At 62.8% G+C, this 18,958-nt stretch carries 16 protein-coding genes, 2 pseudogenes and 1 riboswitch; of the genes and pseudogenes, 10 read left to right on the forward strand and 8 right to left on the reverse strand.

Going from position 1 to position 18,958, the window contains the following annotated elements:
* The first annotated feature begins 42 nt into the window (after positions 1–42).
* Both E3T47_RS00160 and E3T47_RS00165 read left to right on the forward strand, forming a co-directional pair.
* The gene (locus tag E3T47_RS00160; RefSeq protein WP_134553649.1) at positions 43–1,017 is read left to right on the forward strand and encodes a glycosyltransferase family 2 protein; all 975 of its coding nucleotides are present in this window, start codon (positions 43–45) and stop codon (positions 1,015–1,017) included.
* Positions 1,010–2,089, forward strand: a complete 1,080-nt coding sequence (locus E3T47_RS00165) for a glycosyltransferase family 4 protein (RefSeq protein ID WP_134553650.1) — start codon at positions 1,010–1,012, stop codon at positions 2,087–2,089. The genes E3T47_RS00160 and E3T47_RS00165 overlap by 8 nt, the downstream gene beginning before the upstream one ends.
* Positions 2,090–2,117: 28 nt before the next feature.
* On the opposite strand, the gene E3T47_RS00170 is transcribed toward E3T47_RS00165, so the two are convergent.
* From E3T47_RS00170 to E3T47_RS00190, 5 genes are all read right to left on the reverse strand, one after another.
* Complete coding sequence (locus tag E3T47_RS00170) at positions 2,118–3,116, reverse strand: glycosyltransferase (protein ID WP_134553651.1); 999 nt, start codon at positions 3,114–3,116, stop codon at positions 2,118–2,120.
* On the reverse strand, positions 3,116–4,582 hold the full coding sequence (locus tag E3T47_RS00175; protein WP_134553652.1) for a tyrosine-protein kinase domain-containing protein: 1,467 nt from the start codon (positions 4,580–4,582) through the stop codon (positions 3,116–3,118). The genes E3T47_RS00170 and E3T47_RS00175 overlap by 1 nt, the downstream gene beginning before the upstream one ends.
* 126 nt (positions 4,583–4,708) lie before the next feature.
* Positions 4,709–5,482: a CDP-alcohol phosphatidyltransferase family protein gene (locus tag E3T47_RS00180; protein ID WP_134553653.1), complete on the reverse strand. Its 774-nt coding sequence runs from the start codon at positions 5,480–5,482 to the stop codon at positions 4,709–4,711.
* Complete coding sequence (locus tag E3T47_RS00185) at positions 5,479–6,732, reverse strand: DUF1972 domain-containing protein (RefSeq protein WP_134553654.1); 1,254 nt, start codon at positions 6,730–6,732, stop codon at positions 5,479–5,481. Before E3T47_RS00185 ends, E3T47_RS00180 begins: the two co-directional genes overlap by 4 nt.
* A gap of 1 nt (position 6,733) precedes the next feature.
* Entirely contained in the window at positions 6,734–8,281 is a 1,548-nt protein-coding gene (locus E3T47_RS00190) for a sugar transferase (RefSeq protein WP_134553655.1), read from the reverse strand.
* A 459-nt stretch (positions 8,282–8,740) separates the two neighbouring features.
* On the opposite strand from E3T47_RS00190, the gene E3T47_RS00195 reads away from it, so the two are divergent.
* Together E3T47_RS00195 and E3T47_RS15715 are read left to right on the forward strand one after the other, a co-directional pair.
* A complete protein-coding gene (locus E3T47_RS00195) occupies positions 8,741–9,790 on the forward strand; it encodes a dipeptidase (protein WP_134553656.1) in 1,050 nt (349 codons plus the stop codon).
* A gap of 63 nt (positions 9,791–9,853) precedes the next feature.
* A riboswitch (guanidine-III (ykkC-III) riboswitch) is annotated at positions 9,854–9,917 on the forward strand.
* A gap of 30 nt (positions 9,918–9,947) precedes the next feature.
* Complete coding sequence (locus E3T47_RS15715) at positions 9,948–10,100, forward strand: hypothetical protein (protein ID WP_166805560.1); 153 nt, start codon at positions 9,948–9,950, stop codon at positions 10,098–10,100.
* Here E3T47_RS15715 and E3T47_RS00200 read toward each other — a convergent pair.
* A complete protein-coding gene (locus tag E3T47_RS00200) occupies positions 10,097–11,995 on the reverse strand; it encodes a Na+/H+ antiporter (protein WP_134553657.1) in 1,899 nt (632 codons plus the stop codon). The two genes, E3T47_RS15715 and E3T47_RS00200, sit on opposite strands and share 4 nt — an antisense overlap.
* Before the next feature lie 484 nt (positions 11,996–12,479).
* Here E3T47_RS00200 and E3T47_RS00205 point away from each other — a divergent pair, with 484 nt between their 5' ends.
* Positions 12,480–13,241 carry a haloacid dehalogenase type II gene (locus tag E3T47_RS00205; protein ID WP_134553658.1) on the forward strand — a complete coding sequence of 254 codons (762 nt, stop codon included), beginning with the start codon at positions 12,480–12,482 and terminating at the stop codon, positions 13,239–13,241.
* Between the two features lie 24 nt (positions 13,242–13,265).
* Here E3T47_RS00205 and E3T47_RS00210 read toward each other — a convergent pair whose 3' ends face one another.
* Complete coding sequence (locus E3T47_RS00210) at positions 13,266–14,153, reverse strand: MBL fold metallo-hydrolase (protein ID WP_134553659.1); 888 nt, start codon at positions 14,151–14,153, stop codon at positions 13,266–13,268.
* Positions 14,154–14,171: 18 nt separating this feature from the next.
* Positions 14,172–14,423, reverse strand: coding sequence for a recombinase family protein (locus tag E3T47_RS00215; protein ID WP_134553660.1), 252 nt, complete (start codon positions 14,421–14,423; stop codon positions 14,172–14,174).
* Between the two features lie 385 nt (positions 14,424–14,808).
* Here E3T47_RS00215 and E3T47_RS00220 point away from each other — a divergent pair, with 385 nt between their 5' ends.
* The 5 genes and pseudogenes from E3T47_RS00220 to E3T47_RS00240 all read left to right on the forward strand — a co-directional run.
* The gene (locus E3T47_RS00220) at positions 14,809–15,768 is read left to right on the forward strand and encodes an alpha/beta hydrolase (RefSeq protein ID WP_134553661.1); all 960 of its coding nucleotides are present in this window, start codon (positions 14,809–14,811) and stop codon (positions 15,766–15,768) included.
* Positions 15,769–16,000: 232 nt separating this feature from the next.
* Positions 16,001–16,624: a Pr6Pr family membrane protein gene (locus E3T47_RS00225; protein ID WP_198416557.1), complete on the forward strand. Its 624-nt coding sequence runs from the start codon at positions 16,001–16,003 to the stop codon at positions 16,622–16,624.
* Between the two features lie 166 nt (positions 16,625–16,790).
* Positions 16,791–16,904: pseudogene (locus tag E3T47_RS16690) on the forward strand (transposase); the annotation flags it as partial.
* A 254-nt stretch (positions 16,905–17,158) separates the two neighbouring features.
* The gene (locus tag E3T47_RS00230; protein ID WP_134553662.1) at positions 17,159–18,211 is read left to right on the forward strand and encodes a TerC family protein; all 1,053 of its coding nucleotides are present in this window, start codon (positions 17,159–17,161) and stop codon (positions 18,209–18,211) included.
* Positions 18,212–18,569: 358 nt separating this feature from the next.
* A pseudogene (locus tag E3T47_RS00240) lies at positions 18,570–18,773 on the forward strand (hypothetical protein); the annotation flags it as partial.
* Between the last annotated feature and the right edge of the window lie 185 nt (positions 18,774–18,958).

Consider the following 18,958-nt stretch of genomic DNA (forward strand, 5'->3'; position numbering starts at 1 on the left):
GCAGCAGCTGCACCGTTCACATCATTACAGAGGGGGCTGGTCATGTCACCCGTCAACCGATCCGCCAGTGACCCGCACGTTGTGATTGCCGTGCTGACCTTTCGTCGCCCGGCTGACCTTGAGGAGCTCCTGCCCGAGCTGCTCGACCAGGCCGGCATGGCGCACGCGCCGGTCGAGATCGTCGTCGTCGACAACGATCCCAACGAGGGAGCGCGTGCCCTGGTGACCGACGCGAGTTGGTTGGAAGCGGGGCAATCGGTATCGAAGCGACCGACACCCGTGCGCTACGTGCACGAACCGATCCCGGGAATCGCTTCCGCGCGAAACCGTGCACTGCAGGAAGGCCAGGGTGCCGACCTGCTCATCTTCATCGACGATGACGAACGACCCAGCAGTCATTGGCTGGTGCAGCTGCTTGACACCTACTCCACCTACCGACCCGCTGCTGTCGTCGGCCCGGTGCTCTCGCAATACGACATCGAACCCGAGCAGTGGATTCGGGCCGGCGGCTTCTTCGAGCGCCGCCGGTTCACCACCGGCACGCCCGTGTCCCTTGCCGCCACGAATAATTTGCTGCTCGACCTGGCTCAGGTTCGCCGCTTAGGGCTCAGCTTTGACGAACGATTCGGGATCTCCGGCGGGTCGGACTCGCTGTTCACCCGGCAGCTGCATCAGCGCGGCGGGCAGATGATCTGGTGCGATGAAGCCATCGTCATCGATATTGTGCCAGCGGACCGCCTCACCAGGGAATGGGTGTTGCAACGGGCGTTTCGCATGGGCAACACCTGGAGCCGAATCAACCTCGACGAAACCGAAAATGGTAAACGCGTTCTGGTGCGCATGAACCTGCAGGCGCGCGGCGCCGCACGGGTCTGTGGCGGGATCATGCGTTACCTGGCCGGGTCGCTCGTCGGACAGATGCCGTTGCGTGCCCGCGGCTTGCGCACCGCCGCGCGCGGCGCCGGAATGCTGGCCGGTTCGGTGGGGTCGGTGTACCACGAGTACAAGCGTGGCTAGCGGCCGCATTCCCACCGACAGGGCCCGGCTCTACCGCACCCTGCGCAGCGCCCACCTCGAACGAGCGCATGAGCTGCCGCCGGCGGCCATTCTGTTCCGAATTAAAAGGTATGACTTTCACGAAGAACTCACCAGGGGGCTCGTCGTAGTTCAGGCGCACCCGGTGCGCGCTGCGTGGCTGCTGGCCCGTTCCCCGGTCACGACCCTCGAGATAGGCGAACCGCTCATGCTTTCCAGCGTGTGGGCCAGTGCGCTGGCGATCGGTGCCCTGCGACTGCGGACGCTGCTCGGTGGCCGCCGATCGACCATCGTGAGCTACGCCCTGGAGAACGCCGACCCGTTCGTACGTTTACTCCGCGCCCGCCCGCGACTACGACGTGGCATCAACGGTGTCGCCGCCCGCTTCGTCTGGCAGCAGACCGACCGTATCGTCTTCGGAACGGATGCCGCCCGAGTCACCTACCGCACGGCACTGCCCGAACCCGCCCGGAATTTGGTCTCAGCCGTTATCCCGGCCCTGCCAGCCCCGTGTACCTGCGCCGCTGCTGACGACTTCGAAACGCACCGGGTGGTCTTTCTCGGGGCGTTCGTGCCGCGTAAGGGGCTGCTGAACATCCTCGCTGCGTGGACGCTCGTCACCGCGGTGCTGCCCCAGGCCCGCCTCACCATCATCGGCAAGGGCACACTGGAAAACCAGGTGCGGCAGGCCGCCGCCCTGGACCCGAGCATCGAGCTGGTCATCGATCCGCCCCGCAACGAAATTCACCGGCAGTTGCGCCGAGCCCGTGTGCTGGCCCTGCCCAGCCAGCCGACCTCCACCTGGCGCGAACAGGTCGGCTTGCCGATCGTCGAGGGCCTCGCGCACGGCTGCGCGATCGTGACCACGACCGAAACCGGGCTCGCGACCTGGCTCCAGAAGCACGGTCACGCCGTGGTCGCCCCCGGCTGCACCCCGCAGCAGCTAGCGGATGCCGTGGTGCACGCCCTGCAGGCCCCCCGCCCGTCCTTTGATGATCTGCCGTCCGTTGACGGCCGGCTTGCCGCCGACGCCTGGCTGTTCGCCGACGACTGAGTAGCGCCAATCGATCGCGCGGCTGCGGTCAGCGAGATCGCACGGCCTGCACGGCACGGCCGTAGGCTTCGACGTGGTCCGCGGCGCCGACAGCCCACCGGCGGTGCGTGAGGTCTGGTGCGGGCGCGCTACGCGTCCGCCGGGTGTGCGCAAGTGCGTCGGTCAGGACCTGGGCCGACAACGGCCCGGCATACGTGATCACCCAGTCAGGACCGACCTCGACAGCTAGCGCCATGGTGACCGTGCTCGTCGGCACCAGGACCGGACGGTCGAGCGAGAGGGCCAGCAGAACGGCGCCGGAGTTGTGCATCTCGGCGTACGGCAGCACGACCAGTTCGGCGGCACCGATGGCGTCGGCCAGCTCGGCATCGCTCGCGTGGCGCAGCACGAAGTTGATGCGGGGGTCACCGCCCGCTGCCCGCTGCAATCGCTGGGCCAACTCGCCCGAATGCGGAGCGCCCACGATGTGCAGGGAGGATGCGTCACCGTCGTCAAGGTGACGGAAGGAATCGACGAGGCCGTCGACACCCTTGTAGGCACGGATCAGCCCGAAGTAGAGCAGCCGGCCGTGCACGGGCGCCCCCGGGACGTGGTTTGAGTACCAGTCCCGGTAATCGCCGTGTGGGATGGTGCGCTTCAATGCGCCCGCCGGGACCGGGGTGAACGGGTTGAGTCGAATCCACAGAGTGGTGCGTCGGTCGAACGATTGCAGCAACTTTTGGTCGTGTCGTGGCGCGGACTCGTGGCTGCGCACGTTGTGCACCGTGCGCACTACCGCGGTACGACACATCCGAAGCCGCGCCAGAAGCAGGCGGGACAGCATCCGTTTGGCGAGTGCCCGCCCTGGGGTGCGCCCCTGCAGCAGGATCTCGGGCCAGTGCACGTGGAACACGTCATACCGTCCGGTGAGCGCTCGGCGCCAGGTGAAGCCGAGCACCTCAACGTGCGGGGCGAGCGATCGGCTCAGTTGCAGCAGGTAGGGATTCGTCGTGGCGCGACCCTCCGGAAACGACTGGAGGACCCGCACTACGACGACCGCGTCGACTCCGACGGGCGGGAACTGCGGCGGCCGGTCTCATCGAAGGTGGTGTGCGGTGCCCGGGTAGCCGTGACCCGGTTGGTCGTTTTCAGTGTGAGCGGCGCGGCACCGGTCACCGGAGCGAGCGGTCCGTAATACACCTCGGCGCGGCGTTCGCGCACCTGGTTGAGCACGATGCCCAGGATGCGGGCGTTGACCGCTTCGAGCGACTCCAGGGTGGTCGCCAGCTGTTGACGGGTGGTCGACTTGTAGCGGGCGACAACGATGGCACCATCGGTGAGGTGCGACAGGCCGAGGGCATCGGTGGCCGGAAGCAACGGCGGCGAATCAACGACGATGAAATCGTATTCCAGAAGCAGGCGTTGCATGAGGGTCTTCATAGCGTCCGAACCGAGCAGCTGCCCGGGGTTGGGTGGCACAGCGCCGGAAGGCAGCACATCGAGGCCATCCGACCAACGCACAATGGCATCGTCGGGACCGACGTCGCCGAGAAGCACAGTGGTGAGGCCCACGTCGCCTTCGAGGTCGCACAGCTCGGCGATCGACGGGCGCCGCAGGTCGGCATCGATCAGCAACACCCGTGAGGACCGTTCCGCCATGGCGAGTGCAAGGTTGATCGCGGTCGTCGATTTGCCATCGCGGGTGACCGCCGACGTGACCACGGCGCTGCGCGGGGGGTTGTCAACGTCGATGAATTCCAGGTTGGCCCGCACCCGGCGGTACGACTCGGCCAGCGCGCTGTGCGGCATGACCCGCATGACCAGGCCAGCCGGGTCCGAGCGCTTCTTGCGGCCGACCTTCCCCAGTACGGGATCCGAGGATACGCGATCCAGATCCTTCTCCGTACTCACCCGAGTATCGAACACCTCGCGGGCGAGGGCGTAGAGCACACCAAGAACGAGCCCCACCAGCAACCCGGTGAGGACGATGAGCTGCGTGTTGGGTGCAAACGGGCTGCCGGGGAGCTGGGCGGGAGAAACGGTCTTGACGGTGATCGACGGCAGGTTGTCAGGCCCCTTGGGTGCCAGGTTTTCTACAGCTCGCGCGAGCGAACCGGAGACGGCGTCGGCGAGGGTTACGGCCTGCACCGCCGATCGACTGGTGACGGTGATCTCGATGAACACCGTATTCAGGGGGGTGACCGCGGTAACCCGAGACGCGAGGGCCTGGGTGGAGATATCCAATCCGAGCTCGCTGATCACTGGCCCCAGCACCGTCGGCGTTGTGGCGAGTTGCGCGTAAGACTGCACGAGGTTTTGCGTGAACGTCGACGTTTGCAAAAGCTCGCTGGTGGTCTCACCCCGGTCGCTCGTGACGAAGACACTGTTGGTGGCTTGGTATTGGGCGGGGAGGGTGGCCGCATAGCCCCAGGCCACAGCGCCGCCGAGAAGGCCCACGATGACGATGAGCAGCCACCGTCTTGTGATGGTCCTCAAATAGTCGACTGGTTCCACAGTATTCTCCGTCCGGTTGCGCCCACACTACAATCAAGCTGATCAAAACTCACCTCTGAACTCAGCAGCGGGTATCCCCAGAAGGGGTCACAGTGGGTTCGCCGATCGAGACAAGTGCATGCCCGATTAGGGTCGCGCGACCCCGACGCGACCCAGCGCGGTCATGTCGCGAAACCATTTGCCCAGAGCGAGTGCGAGATAGGCAGTATTGGCGATGAAGAGCAGGGTGTACAGGCCGAGGAACGCCAGCGGAGCGCCGAGCAGCACGAACGCGAGACAGAGCACGCCGTAGTCCGTGGGCACGCCGAGCAGGGACCGAAACACGGTGCGGGGAGCGGTGGAAAGCGGGGCTGCGTCTGCATGCTTGGCCTTGAGCAGGTCGTTCAAAATCATCGCGAAGAAGGACACGGCGGCCACGGCCGTGAAACCGACCGGCACGAGCAGCCAGGCCGAGCTGGTGAGTGGAAAGTGCGTGAACATGGTGATGAGCACGGCCAGGTGCAGGGTCGAGATCTTGATGGAGTCCACTACGTGGTCGAGCCATTCACCCGAAGGGGAGCCGCCACCGCGCAATCGCGCGACCTGGCCGTCGGCCGAGTCGAAGGCATACCCGGTAGCGAGGAGCAACCATACGACAATCCCGAGCCACCAGCTGGGCTCAGCGATCGCGAGCAGGCCGATGGCGCAGAAAGTGAAGCCGGCGCTGATCGCCGTGACGTTGTTGGGGGTGAGGCCCAAACGATACGCGCTCGCCGCGAGGTAACGGCCTACCCGGCGGTTGACGTAGACGGAATAGGGAGGCGCCCCACGGGCCGCCGTTTTCTGCGCCGACGCCAAGCGACGTACCGTGTCGAAGTACGTTTCGGTCGAACGGAGGGCCTGGGCCGAAGTGCTTGTCATAGTGTGATCCCCCTGGACGGTGCGGTTGACGGTTGTCGGTGCATGCTGTCGGGAATGCTCCGGGTCGACACGCCCGCCCGCCCGCTGCTCTGGCGGTGGGTGCTGTAGCCGACGGCCACGCGCCGGGCGAGTTTTTCGTAGCTCGCGGCGACGCTGTCCCAGTTATAGAGTTCCTCCGCGCGTCGTTGCAGGGCAGCAGCAACCTCGGCGACGCGCTCGGGGCTCAGCTCGGCGTCTTCGAGCAGGGCGCTCAGGGACTCCGCCCGCGAAAAGTAGGCACCGTCGGTGCCAAGGACCTCACGATTGAAAATGACGTCCCAGGCGATGACCTTGGTACCGGCGCCCATGGCTCGCAACAGCGACGGGTTCGTTCCGCCGACCGAATGACCGTGGAGGTAGGTGCTGGCGTGGGTGTACAGCTGGTCGAGTTGGTCCTGGTCCCAGACACTACCGAGCATGCGAATGCGGGAATCGGATGCGGCGAGGTCACTGATGCGCGTGGTGTGGTCGGCCGCGTAAGGCGCGGAGCCGACGACGACCAGTGGCAGGCGGGCCCCGCTTGCCCGATACCCGTCGACGATGACGTCGACGTGGTTTTCTGGTTCGAACCGGGCGACGACCAGGTGGTATCCCCCGGGACGGAGTCCGAGTTCAAAGAGACGATTGGTCGGGGTGTCCTGCAGGATTCGGGTGCCGTAGGAGATCAACTCGGTCGGAATGGAGAATTCGTCCCGGTAGTAGTCGACGATGCCCTGCGCGTCGGCGATGAGGGCATCCGCTTCACGCACGGAGACTTCTTCGGCCCAGCGGTAGTAACGCCGACCGGCGCCGCCCCATTTGTCGCGCTTCCATTCGAGCCCGTCTACGTGAACGACGCTGGGAATTCCCCGCAGCCGCAGCCACGGCACGAAAGGGGCGTTGGCTGCGTTGAACACGAACGCCACATCAGCCCGACGGTGCAAGGTTGCGTGCAGCACCGATAGCCCGGTGTGACTCAGGGTCTCCAGGATCTTGTGGCGCAGTGCGGGCAGTTCGACGAGCTTCATGCCGAGGTATTCCTTCGGTACCGGCTGGGCCGTGCGCCGACAATAGACGGTGACGTCGTGGCCACGGTCAACGAGGCGCCGCCCGATCTCCTCGACGGCGGTTTCAAACCCGCCGTAGGCTGCGGGCACTCCGCGGGTACCGATCATTGCGATGCTCAGACGTCGGTGGCTGGTGGGCGCAGTGTCTTCGTTTCCCGCGGTCATGTCAATACGCCCCTACTGGTTGAATTACAGTCTTGAAGGTGCGCCAGATGATCATCAGGTCGCCAGTAAGTGACCAGTTCTCGACGTAGTAGAGGTCGAGTCGTACGCTGTCTTCCCAGCTGAGATTCGACCGTCCGTTGACCTGCCACATACCGGTCAGGCCGGGTTTGATGTATAGGCGGCGGTGCACGTGCGTCTCGTAGACCTGGACTTCTTCGGGCAGAGGTGGGCGTGGCCCGACGAGGCTCATCTCGCCCACGAAAATATTCCACAGCTGGGGCAACTCGTCGAGTGAGTACTTGCGCAGCACACGGCCGATCTTGGTGATCCGAGGGTCGTTGCGAATCTTGAACAGCACCCCGGACGCTTCGTTCTGGTCGAGAAGTCCGGCCAGATCGTCCTCTGCGGTCTGCACCATGGATCGGAATTTGATCATGCGAAAGGTTTGTCCGTTGCGGCCGCAGCGTTCCTGCCGAAACAGCACGGGGCCGGGGCTGTCCAGCTTGATGAGCACGGCAATCACCGCGAGCACGGGCAGCAGGAACAACAGGGCACAGGCCGTTGTGACGATGTCCAGGGTGCGTTTGAGGGCATGGCGCCCCCCTTCGAACCGGGGAATTTCCACGTGGATGAGCGGCAAGCCGTCAACCGGACGAAAGTGGATGCGGGGACCAGCGACATCCGTCAGCCGGCTGGAGAGAACAAGTTCGGCCGATGTCCCCTCGAGGTCCCAGCCGAGGTTGCGAATGTAAGAGCTGCCGCCGCTGGGCTGGCCAGCCACGATGACCGTATCGACACCCATGGCGGCTGCTGCCGCGGCGACATGTTCGAAATCGGACACGATCGGAACCACGCGCGCGCCGGCCGAGATCTCGTCACCGATGCCGTCTTCAAGGGCGGCCCCGACGATGTAATAGGCAGCGCCGGACTTATTGTCGATCTGGCTGACGACGTATTCCACATCGTCGCGGTTTCCGACGACGATCACCCGAGAAAGGTAGTGGCCGAACCTGCGTTGGTGCAGCAGCCATTTGCGCCACAGCCACCGTTCCAGAACCAGCGCGACAATGCCGAGGGGGAGCGCGAGAACGAAGAACAGCCGGGCGATGTCGATGTTGAAGATCAGAAAGATGATGGCGAGCATGCCGAAGGTCACAGCGCTCGCGTTGATGACCTGCTTGTACTCGCTCGCGCCAACGCCGATGACGCGGGAATCCCTGGTGTGAAAAAGTTCGAGGGTCATGAGCCAGGTCGCCACGATGAGCAGGGATACGAGCCAGTAATTGGCGCTGAACGATCCCGGTACGGCTGGGATGCCGTCAACGCCGAACCTAAACACCAGTGCGATACCGACAGCGAGAACGACAACGGCAACATCGGTCAGCCGTAGCTTGGTGCGGTACCGCCGCGCCCAGATCAGCCCCGAGGAGGGGGTGTCGACGGCGATATCGGTGTGCGCAGCCACCGACTGGTCGACGAGCCGCAGTTTCGAGGTGCGGTGGAGCGGCCCGGACTGGGCGAAAGACGCGGGCGAATCTGATTCACTCATGCGTCATTCCCTTTGCGGTTCACCGTGTGAGCGGCGCAAGATGCGGCTGGAGGGGTAGTCCTACGAGAGGATCGGCGGGTTGGAGTGGATGTCACTTTTTCATTCCCTGCAGTCGGGTTTACAGGAACAGGTGGTCGTAGTGACAAGGTGACGATGCTGGCACTTGTCGGTCGATGGAGCGGGCGTAGGAAAATGATTCTTTCTCAGCAACCTACTGGCAGAGACTACCCCGATTCAAGTCGGCAGCGCTGTAACCTCATCTGGGGTCAAAATGCCCTGTTTGGGGGAGCTTGAAGTGGCGCGTGCACCCGTCGGGCGTCCAAGTCGATCTCCTGGCCCGGTTTTGCGGGCAACAAGTCCGTGCAGGGCGCTGGAACACCGCGCGGGCGGGCGCCTAAAATGCCCGATGGTGGGGGTCTTAGGCTGGTCTGAGCGCATCGATTGCCGGGAAGAGATCACATGACCGTAAGCATTCCGAAATTTGCCGTTATCGACGGCCATAACGACCTCGCCTGGGCCTGCCGCGAGCATCGTCACTATTCCGTTGCCGGGCTGGACTCCGAACACGATTCGGGGCGCCACCACTTGCAAACGGATGTCCCCAAGCTGCGTCGCGGACACGTGCAGGGCCAATTCTGGTCGGTGTGGGTGCACACAGACCTCGAGGGCACGGATTCGGTGCAGGCCACGCTCGAGCAGATCGACTTCATTCACCGCCTTATTGCTGCCTACCCCGACGATTTCGAGTGGGCCGTGACCGCCGACGACGTCGAACGCGCCCAGCATGTTGGAAGAATTGCGTCGCTCCTGGGAGTCGAGGGCGGCAATCAAATGAACAACTCGCTCGCGGTGCTCCGCGAGTACGCGCGGTTGGGCGTGCGTTACATGACACTGACCTGGAACTCGACGACCGAGTGGGCTGACGCGGCCGTCGATGCTGCGACCCACAACGGTCTCAACGAGCGGGGCCGGGCCGTCATCGCGGAAATGAATCGCATCGGCATGATGGTCGATCTCTCGCACGTCTCGGCTGCCACGATGCAGGACGCCCTCGACGCCACGACACTTCCGCTGTTGTTCAGTCACTCCTCGTGCTTCGCCCTCAATCCGCATCCACGCAACGTGCCGGATGCGATTCTCCTGCAACTTAAAGCCAACGACGGGGTGCAGATGATTACTTTCGTTCCCGCGTTCATCTCGGCCGACTACCGACGCTGGGAAGAAAGGGGTTCGGTCGGTGACAAGCCAGTCGTCACCGTGATCCACGTGGCCGACCACGTAGAGCACGCCCGCAACGTGGCTGGCATCAATCACATCGGACTCGGCGGAGACTTCGATGGCTGCCCCGACATGCCGGTCGGCCTCGCCGACGTCTCGGAATACCCCAACCTGTTCGCCGAGCTGTCACGTCGCGGGTGGAGCGACGCCGACCTCGCGAAGCTCGGCTACCAGAACGTGCTGCGGGTGCTTCGTGCCAACGACCCGGCTTACCGCGCCTTCATCGCGTAGCCTCAGCATCCACTTTGTGGCGGCCTGCACAGGAGTTGCCCATTGCGTGTGCCTGGGGTTGGGGCTGGTCGCGGAGCGCGGCCCCGGACGACGGATCAGCACCCGGAACGCGACAAGACTGGCCGAGGAGCATCAGTCAGGTCGTGGATTCTGCTTATTGTGTCCGGGGGTTCTCGAAGCTGTCTGGCTGAAGATCGCGCTGCTGCTCGGCCTGATCGGCTGCATCGTCGGCCTCAAGCTCGTCGATGCTCCGCCCAAGGCCGCCGTCCTGGACGGAGGTTCACCGAGCGTTTCGACGAGCACACGCTAGCCGAGTAGCTCGTGAACGTAACACCAACGCCATAATTCTCGCGGCTCAGCGCTGCACATTGTGGCGTGGCCGGACTGTCGGAAATGCCTCGTTGCGTGCTGACCGACGGAGGAATCGCAGCACCCCACGTTGCCGCATACAAGGCACATTCGAAGATGCACCGGGGTGGTGCCCTCCCGCACACAATCGCTACATTCAGGTTCTGGCGGCACGGGATGCTCCCCGACGGCTTGTAAGTGTTCGCAGCCGCCCGCGCCCAAAGGGACACCGCCGGTGTCGGGCCGTGACGCTGGACGTGTGTCAGGGCGCGAGTCGAGGTCCGTGTTATCGGACGTGGAATCCAACATCGATTCCTCGACGTCGAGCATCTCCAGCACTTCGCTGATCACCTCGTGGGCGTATTCTCCGGTGCGGCGCAGTTTCAGAACCCTGGCACGCTCCGCATCGAGCATGTCCAGCCGCAATTGAACATAGCGTTTGCTGGGAGTACGGTCTGAGAACTCTGATCGTCCAAGGCGCTCCCATGCTGCCCGGTTGCGCTCCTGCGTTCGGCGTTCGAGCATGTCCAGCACCTCTGGTGGATCGTCGGACCGGGTGTTCCGGCGGAGGTTCGAGATCCCTGCGGCGGTGGCTTGATCCATCAAAGCAGCCTGGCTTAGCGCATCCGCTTTAGTATCTGGACCACGCACACCCAACGCTCGTACCAGCCAGGGCAGGCTGAGACCCTGCACGACAAGTGTTCCGGCCACCACGCTCAGGGCCGCTAGAACGAGCACGGGGCGATGCGCGACGTCTTCCGGCAGGGCGAACACTGCAGCAAGGGTAACCACGCCCCGCATGCCGGCCCAGGACACGATGGTTGGCAACTGCCACGGAGGTGCGGGGTCAGCCCGCCGAATTTTAGGTATCAGCCGTGGCAGGTAGATCGCCGGGAATACCCACACTGGGCGTAACAACAGAACTGCGATGAGTACGACAGCACAGACGCCCCAGATTCGCGCGGCGCCGAGCGAGTCGCCGGAGGCCGCTTCAATGATCGATCGTACTTGCAACCCAATCAACAGAAAGACGGAGTTCTCGAGAAGGAACTGCACGGTTGCCCAGTTGCTGCGCTGGCTCAATCGCGAGGCACCGCCCGGCATGGCGGGCGATTGGGTGCCGATCGCGAGGCCGGCCACGACGACAGCCAACACGCCCGACGCGTTGATCTCTTCTGCTGGGATATAGGCCACGAACGGTGCCGCCAAAGACATGGACGTGTTTATGGCCACGTTACGCACCCGTTTTCGAATCTGAAGCAGGAGCCACGCCGCGATTAGACCGATGACCACACCTGCACCGGCGGCCCAAGCGAGGTCCGACGCCACTTGCCAGACGGTGACGCTGCCGCCGATAGCGACGATCGCCGTGCGAAGGAGTACCAGGGCGGTCGCATCGTTGACCAGCGACTCACCCTCCAGAAGACTCACTACCCGGCGGGGGAGCCCAACTCGGCGGGCGATCGTGGTCGCTGCCACCGCGTCCGGCGGCGCCACCACGGCGCCGAGGGCGAATGCCGCAGCCAAGGGAATCTCCGGGAGCAGCCACCATACGATCAGGCCGATGGCCACCGTGCCGAAAATGACGTAGCCGACCGACAATAGACCGATGGAGCGCAGGTTTGTGCGGAACTCGACCAAGGAGGTACGAATGGCGGCCGCATACAGGAGCGGAGGAAGGATTCCCACCAGCACCAGCTCCGGATCCAACTTTACCGCCGGGATGAACGGCAGGTACGAGCCGATGACGCCGATGACCACCAGCAGGAGCGGAATGGACAGGTTCAGGCGTCTAGCGAGGGCGCTGGCCGCGCAGACGACGGCGACGAGAGTGAGGAGGCCGAGTGCAACATTCATTTTTTCTACACCAAGAGTTTCTGAGGTCGACTAGGTCGTCAACGCCTTGATAGGTTCGTCGACCGACCGCAGGATGTACTCCTAAGCACGGAAGCGCGATCAAATTCCGACCTTCGACTGGATTGCGACGCTAGGGTATTACTCCGCGAACAGCTCACCGCTGACGCAGACTTCGGCGTGATTGGAGAAGTTGATGCCTGTGTCGCGGGACGCATCCGCCGAACACGGATCTCCTGGTCGGCGACAGGAACAATCCGTGTCAGCCTGATAATGATGCTGAAGAGTTCGAAGCCTGTATTCCGAAACGTCATTGCCTTCATTCACCATAGTCTGGGTGTGAACCCACAAAAAGCAAAAACAAAATAACCGCTGGGAAGTGGACTCTTTTGAGACATCGACTCAATGTGACCTCGCGTCGGAGCTGCCCGGTCTTTTCAGGAGCGTAGGCCCTCGGCATGGTGAGCGGCGGAGTAGGCTTAGAAGCATGGACCGCGATGAATTGTCGGCGTCGGATGCTTCATCAGCGTGGGAACTAGCTGACGAAGGCGAGGTTGATGCCGCGCGGCAGTCGACCAGGGCACCAACCGTGATTGTCTTCGATGTCAATGAAACGCTGTCCGACATGTCACCGCTGAAAGCCCGGTTCGTGGATATCGGCGCGCCAGACCATCTGGCGCGTTTGTGGTTTGCGGCTCTGCTGCGCGACGGATTCGCCTTGGCCGCGGCCGGTGGCAGCGGGAAATTCGCAGAGATCGGCGAAAGCGTTCTGCGCTCGGTGCTGCGCGATGTGGCGATCACCCGCAGTACGGAAGACGCGGTGCGGCACGTCATGTCAGGCTTCACCGAATTGAATCTGCACCCAGATATCCCACAAGGGATACAGGCCCTGAAGAGCGCGGGGTTTCGCATCGCGACTCTTTCGAACGGATCCGCGGAGGTTGCCCGGACCCTGTTGGCGAGGTCTGAAATTAGTACGGACTTTGAAGCGCTGCTCACGGTTGAAGATGCCCGAGCATGGAAACCAGCTCGAGCGGCCTACGACTATGCGGCGGATGCCTGTGGCGTTAGTCCGACAGACATGCTTTTGGTCGCCGTCCACCCGTGGGATATCCACGGCGCAAACCGGGCGGGCCTGCGCACCGCGTGGCTAAACCGCACCGGCGAAGCCTACCCCAGCTACTTTTCGGCGCCGGACTACACGATCAATACCCTGATCGGGCTCGCTGCTCAGCTCACACGCGTTTAACCAGCCCCGATCTCCCCAAAAGGTTCAGAATGGCCAGAGCCTTCGGATCCGGGCGCGCAGTTCCTGTCGTGCCATTTCGGATTTGCACGGCCCGTTAAAGATCGCGAAGTCGTCGAAGCGATGCGCGCCGGGACGGGCGGCCACCGTGCGGATGGCAGTGGTTACCGCTTGTAGCTGGTCGACGGTCATTGGGAGTGGCGCTTCGTGGGGATGGTAGGCGACGCTGCGTGCGTAGTCGCGGCCCCGGCGGTTCGACATCTCGATGTGTGCTCCCATGACCCGACTCACCGGGTGGAGCTTTGAAAAGGCGAGGAGCCGGTTGACGCTGTCCTGGAAAGCGGCGATGTCGTGCACGTAGAGCCGGCCGGGGTAGACCGTATCACCGGTGAAGAGCAGCTCGGTGGTGGGGTCCCAGATCGCGATCGACGAGGCTTCGTGACCGGGGATGGCGAGGATCGCCAGCCGCCTACCGCCGAGTTCAAAGTGTGCCTCTCCCGCGGGCCAGTCGATGAGTCCGAAGAACTCGGCGACGTCGCTCGGCGCGTGCCCAACCAGGACGGTACGTGGTCGGTCTGCGAATTGCCCATCGGCGGCGATGTGGTCGCCATGGGAGTGACTGTGTGCGACCACTAGCTTGTAGTCATCGTGTGGATGCTTGGCAAGCCACTCGTCGCACAGCCGGTCGATCAGCTGCCGCAGCGGGAACGACGCAGGGTCGGCGGTCGCTCCTGTGTCGAGCAGCATCGCGCGGGCCTCGCCGAACATTAGGTAGAGGAAGGGTGCTTCGTAGTTGATGGCCATGCTCTGCCTGAGCACGATGGTGTTCTCGTCGATCCAGTGGGTCTGGATGAGCGGATCGTTGGAGCGCCGGAACGGCGGCGCCCCGTGGTTCCACGTGACGTCGAGATGCATCGGGTTCGCTGGCACGGGTCAGGACGGCTGGTCTGTGGCGCAAAATGGCTCTTGCGGCAGCCGCGGCAGCAACGTGATCAGCTCGTCGCCGTCCTCGAGGGCGTCCAGGGCGCGAGCGAAGTAAGGCCGCGATGCTTGTTGAGCGCCGGAGATTCCATGGTCGACGTAGAGGTCGTCACGCCGGACGCCGGCGGCCAGAATGTGGATTTGTTGCCGGTCGGTGGATTGTTGGCACGTCGATCCGCGCGCGTAGCCGATCAGCTTTGTCACTCTGCTCCTGGGGTGTCTCATAACTTACGGGGCGTACCGCAATTACAGCAGGAGGTTATGCGACGTAGTTATAGGACTCGCCGTTCCGTCAAGTTCCACCAGATTTCGCAAATTATGAGGAAGCGCAGGTCACGGCCGTGAGATGTCTTATATCGCTGGGGCTGTGAGCCGATTCTAGTCGTGCGGATTCAACTCGCGATCGATCCCACATCACCGAGACTTCGCGCAACTTACGGCACGATGTCTCGGCATCATTCCTGCGGTGGACAACGCGTGTACTGGGAGTGGCCGCCTGCTGAGTTGCGACGCGGAATTCTGGAAACGTGAGGACCATGCGTAGCGTTTCCGCTCTGGCCGCCGCCCTCATCGTCGGTATTGTCTGCATATGATGCAGATCACGAAGCTTGACCTCGGGTACCTGTGGGTCAAGCGCATTGTGGCGATTGTCGGAGTGATCGTCACCTCCGGCGCCGCCTTCGCAACCGGACCGATGCTGATTCACGGGCATCCGGCGTACATCGTGCTACTCGTGGCGACTCTCGTCTTGAGTGTGACTGTCGCCGTGAGGTCGTGGTCCTCACCCGTACCGCGTACACCCGTCCATCGTGGGCGCAGAGCGGTTCAGGCGATGCTGATTGCAACGAGTTCTCTGGTGATCGCGGCGGTTGTCTGGCTGGTGCCGTTGTCGGCCGGAGCTCCCGCATTGGCTGCCATGAAGTCCGACGGCACAGTCACGGTGATAGAGGACGCCACCGAAATCGTGATGACGCCAACGGGCGTCCAAACCCCCGTTGGAGTGTTTTTTCAGCCCGGCGCTCGAGTCGACGCTCGGGCTTATTCCGCGATTCTTCGACCACTGGTCGAGTCGGGGCACCTAGTGATTATTGCCAAACAACCCCTCGGAATCGCCTTTCTGTCTACCGGAGCGTTTGCGACGGCCCGGGCCGCGCATCATCCGGTCACTCGCTGGGTTGTGGGCGGTCACTCCCTCGGCGGACTTGTGGCGGCGACAGACGCTGAAACTTTTGCCGGGGCCGCTAGCGATCCGGTCGTCGGGCTGCTCCTCTTCGCCTCCTACCCAGCGACGAACATAGCCGAGGTGAACGTCGCAGTACTGTCGATCTCGGGGTCGAACGATGGCTTGTCCACCCCAGCGAAGATTGCTGCAGCGAAGCCGACACTGCCGGCCGCTGCCCGCTACCAGGTGGTGAGGGGCGGGGTTCACGCGTTCTTCGGGGACTACGGGCCTCAGGAGGGGGACGGCAACCCCACCATCAGTCACAATCAGGCTCGCGCGGAGATTGCCGCAGGGAGCGTCGCGTTTGTGAACGGGCTCGGCGGCTAGTCGATCTCGCCCGCCGTGTCTGGCGTCGGCAGCGAGCGGGTAGGAGCACACGCCGGCCGTGTTCTCGGCATCGAGAGTGTCAGATTCCATGTCGTGGGAATCTTCCACATAAAAAAGGTTGGACCCCTAGGATTTGCGCGGGTCACGGTCAGATACGGGCACCACTGATCGAAGGCGGATCATGAAATAGCTTGTAGCTGCTCTCCGACTATCTGTCGCGATACTGGGGACGGTGGCGATTCTGTCGACATTTTTCGACACGGCCACGCGGGCCACGATCAACCCGTTCAACTTCTTCGGGTTTTTCACCATGCAAAGCAACATCATTCTGGTTGTTGTGCTGCTGGTCGCCGCGGTTGTGCCCCTCTCCGGACGACGCCAGTCCCGGTCGTTGATGTTGGCGCGAGGGTGTGCGACAACCTACATAGCCATCACCGGCGTCGTGTACAACGTGCTGCTGGCTGGACTTGAAGGTGGCGTGTCCCTAGCGTGGGCCAACTCCGTGTTGCACATAATCCTGCCCCTCTATGCCGCGATTGATTGGGTGATTTTCAGCGACCGCAGTGCCCTGCCGCTCAATAAAATATGGGTCGCGCTTGTCTACCCAATCGCGTGGATCATCGTCGTCACCATTCGCGGGGCAACCGACGGCTGGGTACCCTACCCATTTCTAGATCCTGCGCAGGGCTATGGCGTCGTCGGGCTCTACGCTCTGGCCATTGCTATCGCAACTGTCGACTTCGCTGCGATTATCTATGCCATCAGTCGATTGCATCTCCTGCGCAATTTAATACCTGGGGATGGGCCCGAAACTCGTCAAGCGGAACTTGGGCTGCACCCCGTCATTCAAAGATGACAGCTCAGATAGACGATAAACACTCGTCCGGGTCGGGTCCTATGGAGTCGTGTGATTTTCCGCTGTTGAGCGTTATTGCAACGGCAGCCGCCTGCGAACCCTGACCACGACCGCCGGGGACCTCGGATTGCAGATCCCGACGCTTCGGTAGGAGTCGTTCTTCCCCGTCCTGGGCCGGCCGCACCCGAAAGTCGCGGCGATGCTCACCGATGCCGAGCCTGACCTGCTCGCGTTCGCCGGCTTACCGCGCCGCCACTGGCACTAGATCTGGTCGACCAACTAGCTGGAACGAGTCAACAAGGAGATCAAGGCCGCACCGACGTCGTTGGTGTGTAGTCCAACCCCACAGAGATAGTAGATGTGGCCTGAACATATCGACTTTGCTGCTGAAGTCTGGTTTACTACCCTGAGGAGGGGAGTAATCCTCAGAAGCTTCGTCGTCAATTCGATCCCGTCATCGGGGTTCGGCGGAGTTGGCCCGACCAGGCTGGACCAGACCTCCGAGTGAATCTACCTCGGAAGGCAGTATCCGCAATGACTGTTCCTCTATGGGCCTGGCTGACCGTTCTCGGTGTCATCATGGCCATGCTCGCCATCGACCTTATCGCCCACCGCACGGCGCACATCATCGGTGTAAAGGAAGCCGCGGGATGGTCGATCTTCTGGGTCGCGTCCGGCATCAGCTTCGGGGCAATCATTTGGTGGCTATTCGGGGCCGAATTTGGCCAGCAATACTTCGCTGGCTTCGTGATCGAGAAATCGCTCGCGGTCGACAACGTGTTCGTTTGGGCGATCATCTTCACCGCATTCGCCGTACCGCCACAGTTTCAGCACCGCGTCTTGTTTCTCGGCGTGCTCGGAGCGCTGGTCTTCCGTGGGATCTTCATCGCAACAGGCGCTGCCCTGATCGAGAACTTCAGCTGGGTGCTCTACATCTTCGGCGCGTTCCTGGTCTTGACCGGCATCCAGATGTTCCGCCACCGGAATCAAAACTTCGACCCCGAGAAGTCACGCACCTACACCTGGTTCCGCGGGCACGTGCCGATGACCGATGCCTTTTACGAACAGCGTCTGCTCATTAGGAAGGGCGGGATTCTTCTGGCGACCCCGTTGCTCGCCGTACTCGTGCTCGTCGAGGTCACCGACATCGTCTTCGCCGTCGACTCCATTCCCGCGATTTTCGCCGTGACCTCCGAACCGTTCCTCGTTTTCACCGCCAACGCGTTCGCGATCCTCGGGCTCCGGGCGATGTACTTCCTCCTCGCCGACCTGATGCACCGCTTCGTCTATCTGAAGATCGGCCTCGCCGTACTCCTAGTCTGGGTAGGGGTGAAAATGCTGCTGCTCGAAGTCTTTTACATCCCCACCACGGTATCGCTTCTCGTCATAGCCTCCATCTTGACCGTGTCGATCGTCGCCAGCCTTGCAGCTACCCGCGGTCAATCCCGGCGTTCGGTCGAGGCGACAAGCGCTGGACCGTTCCGAATGGCAACTGACGACGAACTCGCCTGCGTCGAGTCCGTATGGCGCAAACCGGGCGTCAGAACCAGCAATGAAAACGTTGCCGATCGGGGCCGACGAAAGTAAAAGCCTTTGTCACCAGTTGAATTTGCTCCTTGTCGACGACGTCCCCGACTTGAAGAGGAAGATGCACTCACACTCCGCCGACACCCTGCGCGGAAACGGACAGGGTGTTCCTTGAGGGGGGTTCGATGATCGAATTTGTCCGCATGGGAGGTTCGACCTACATCGCTCCGCCGCAACGCTTCGAGACGGATGGGCCGGTAGCTGCGCAGGCAGTCGGCGTGGCCGCTGCATCAGCGGATGACAGTGACGGCGACGACTCGCGCCAGCTTCGCGGCATTGCTAAACGCTCTCGATCAAGTGCCCGCGGTGTTTGGGATGGTGGACTGTTTTCATCTTCGTCCTGATCGGTGGGGTTTTCGTCGCACCCGCACTTAATGGGTTTGCGATCGCGATGCGCCCGGTGATCTGGAGGTCGACGAACGTGATCGTGCGTCTTCTCGGCGGAGACCCGCACAAAACCAGTGAGGAGATGACCGAGGAGGAACTGCGGGACATTGTTTCGAGCCATGGGGGGCTACCCGAAGACGAACGGCAGATCCTCGACGACGTGCTCTCCTTCCGGCTAATACACCCGAAGAACAAGACCCCCCGCCGCGAAACGCTCTCCGAGACGGGCCGGCTCACCAAACCCTTGGCTCAAGCTACGCCGAGACGGCCTAGATTCCATATCCGTGCAGCAGCAACGGTGACGGTGGATTGCCCCGCCCGCGATCCGGCGCAGCCGGGAGGATCGCTGGTTCATTTACA

Source organism: Cryobacterium ruanii (assembly GCF_004404055.1).
GTDB lineage: Bacteria > Actinomycetota > Actinomycetes > Actinomycetales > Microbacteriaceae > Cryobacterium > Cryobacterium ruanii.

Bases quoted from the DNA above. Each gene is read 5' to 3' on its own strand.
- E3T47_RS00160 (WP_134553649.1), top strand. From the start codon at position 43: ATGTCACCCGTCAACCGATCCGCCAGTGACCCGCACGTTGTGATTGCC.
- E3T47_RS00180 (WP_134553653.1), bottom strand. From the start codon at position 5,482: ATGACAAGCACTTCGGCCCAGGCCCTCCGTTCGACCGAAACGTACTTC.
- E3T47_RS00185 (WP_134553654.1), bottom strand. From the start codon at position 6,732: ATGACCGCGGGAAACGAAGACACTGCGCCCACCAGCCACCGACGTCTG.
- E3T47_RS00190 (WP_134553655.1), bottom strand. From the start codon at position 8,281: ATGAGTGAATCAGATTCGCCCGCGTCTTTCGCCCAGTCCGGGCCGCTC.
- E3T47_RS00195 (WP_134553656.1), top strand. From the start codon at position 8,741: ATGACCGTAAGCATTCCGAAATTTGCCGTTATCGACGGCCATAACGAC.
- E3T47_RS00200 (WP_134553657.1), bottom strand. From the start codon at position 11,995: ATGAATGTTGCACTCGGCCTCCTCACTCTCGTCGCCGTCGTCTGCGCG.
- E3T47_RS00205 (WP_134553658.1), top strand. From the start codon at position 12,480: ATGGACCGCGATGAATTGTCGGCGTCGGATGCTTCATCAGCGTGGGAA.
- E3T47_RS00210 (WP_134553659.1), bottom strand. From the start codon at position 14,153: ATGCATCTCGACGTCACGTGGAACCACGGGGCGCCGCCGTTCCGGCGC.
- E3T47_RS00220 (WP_134553661.1), top strand. From the start codon at position 14,809: ATGATGCAGATCACGAAGCTTGACCTCGGGTACCTGTGGGTCAAGCGC.
- E3T47_RS00230 (WP_134553662.1), top strand. From the start codon at position 17,159: ATGACTGTTCCTCTATGGGCCTGGCTGACCGTTCTCGGTGTCATCATG.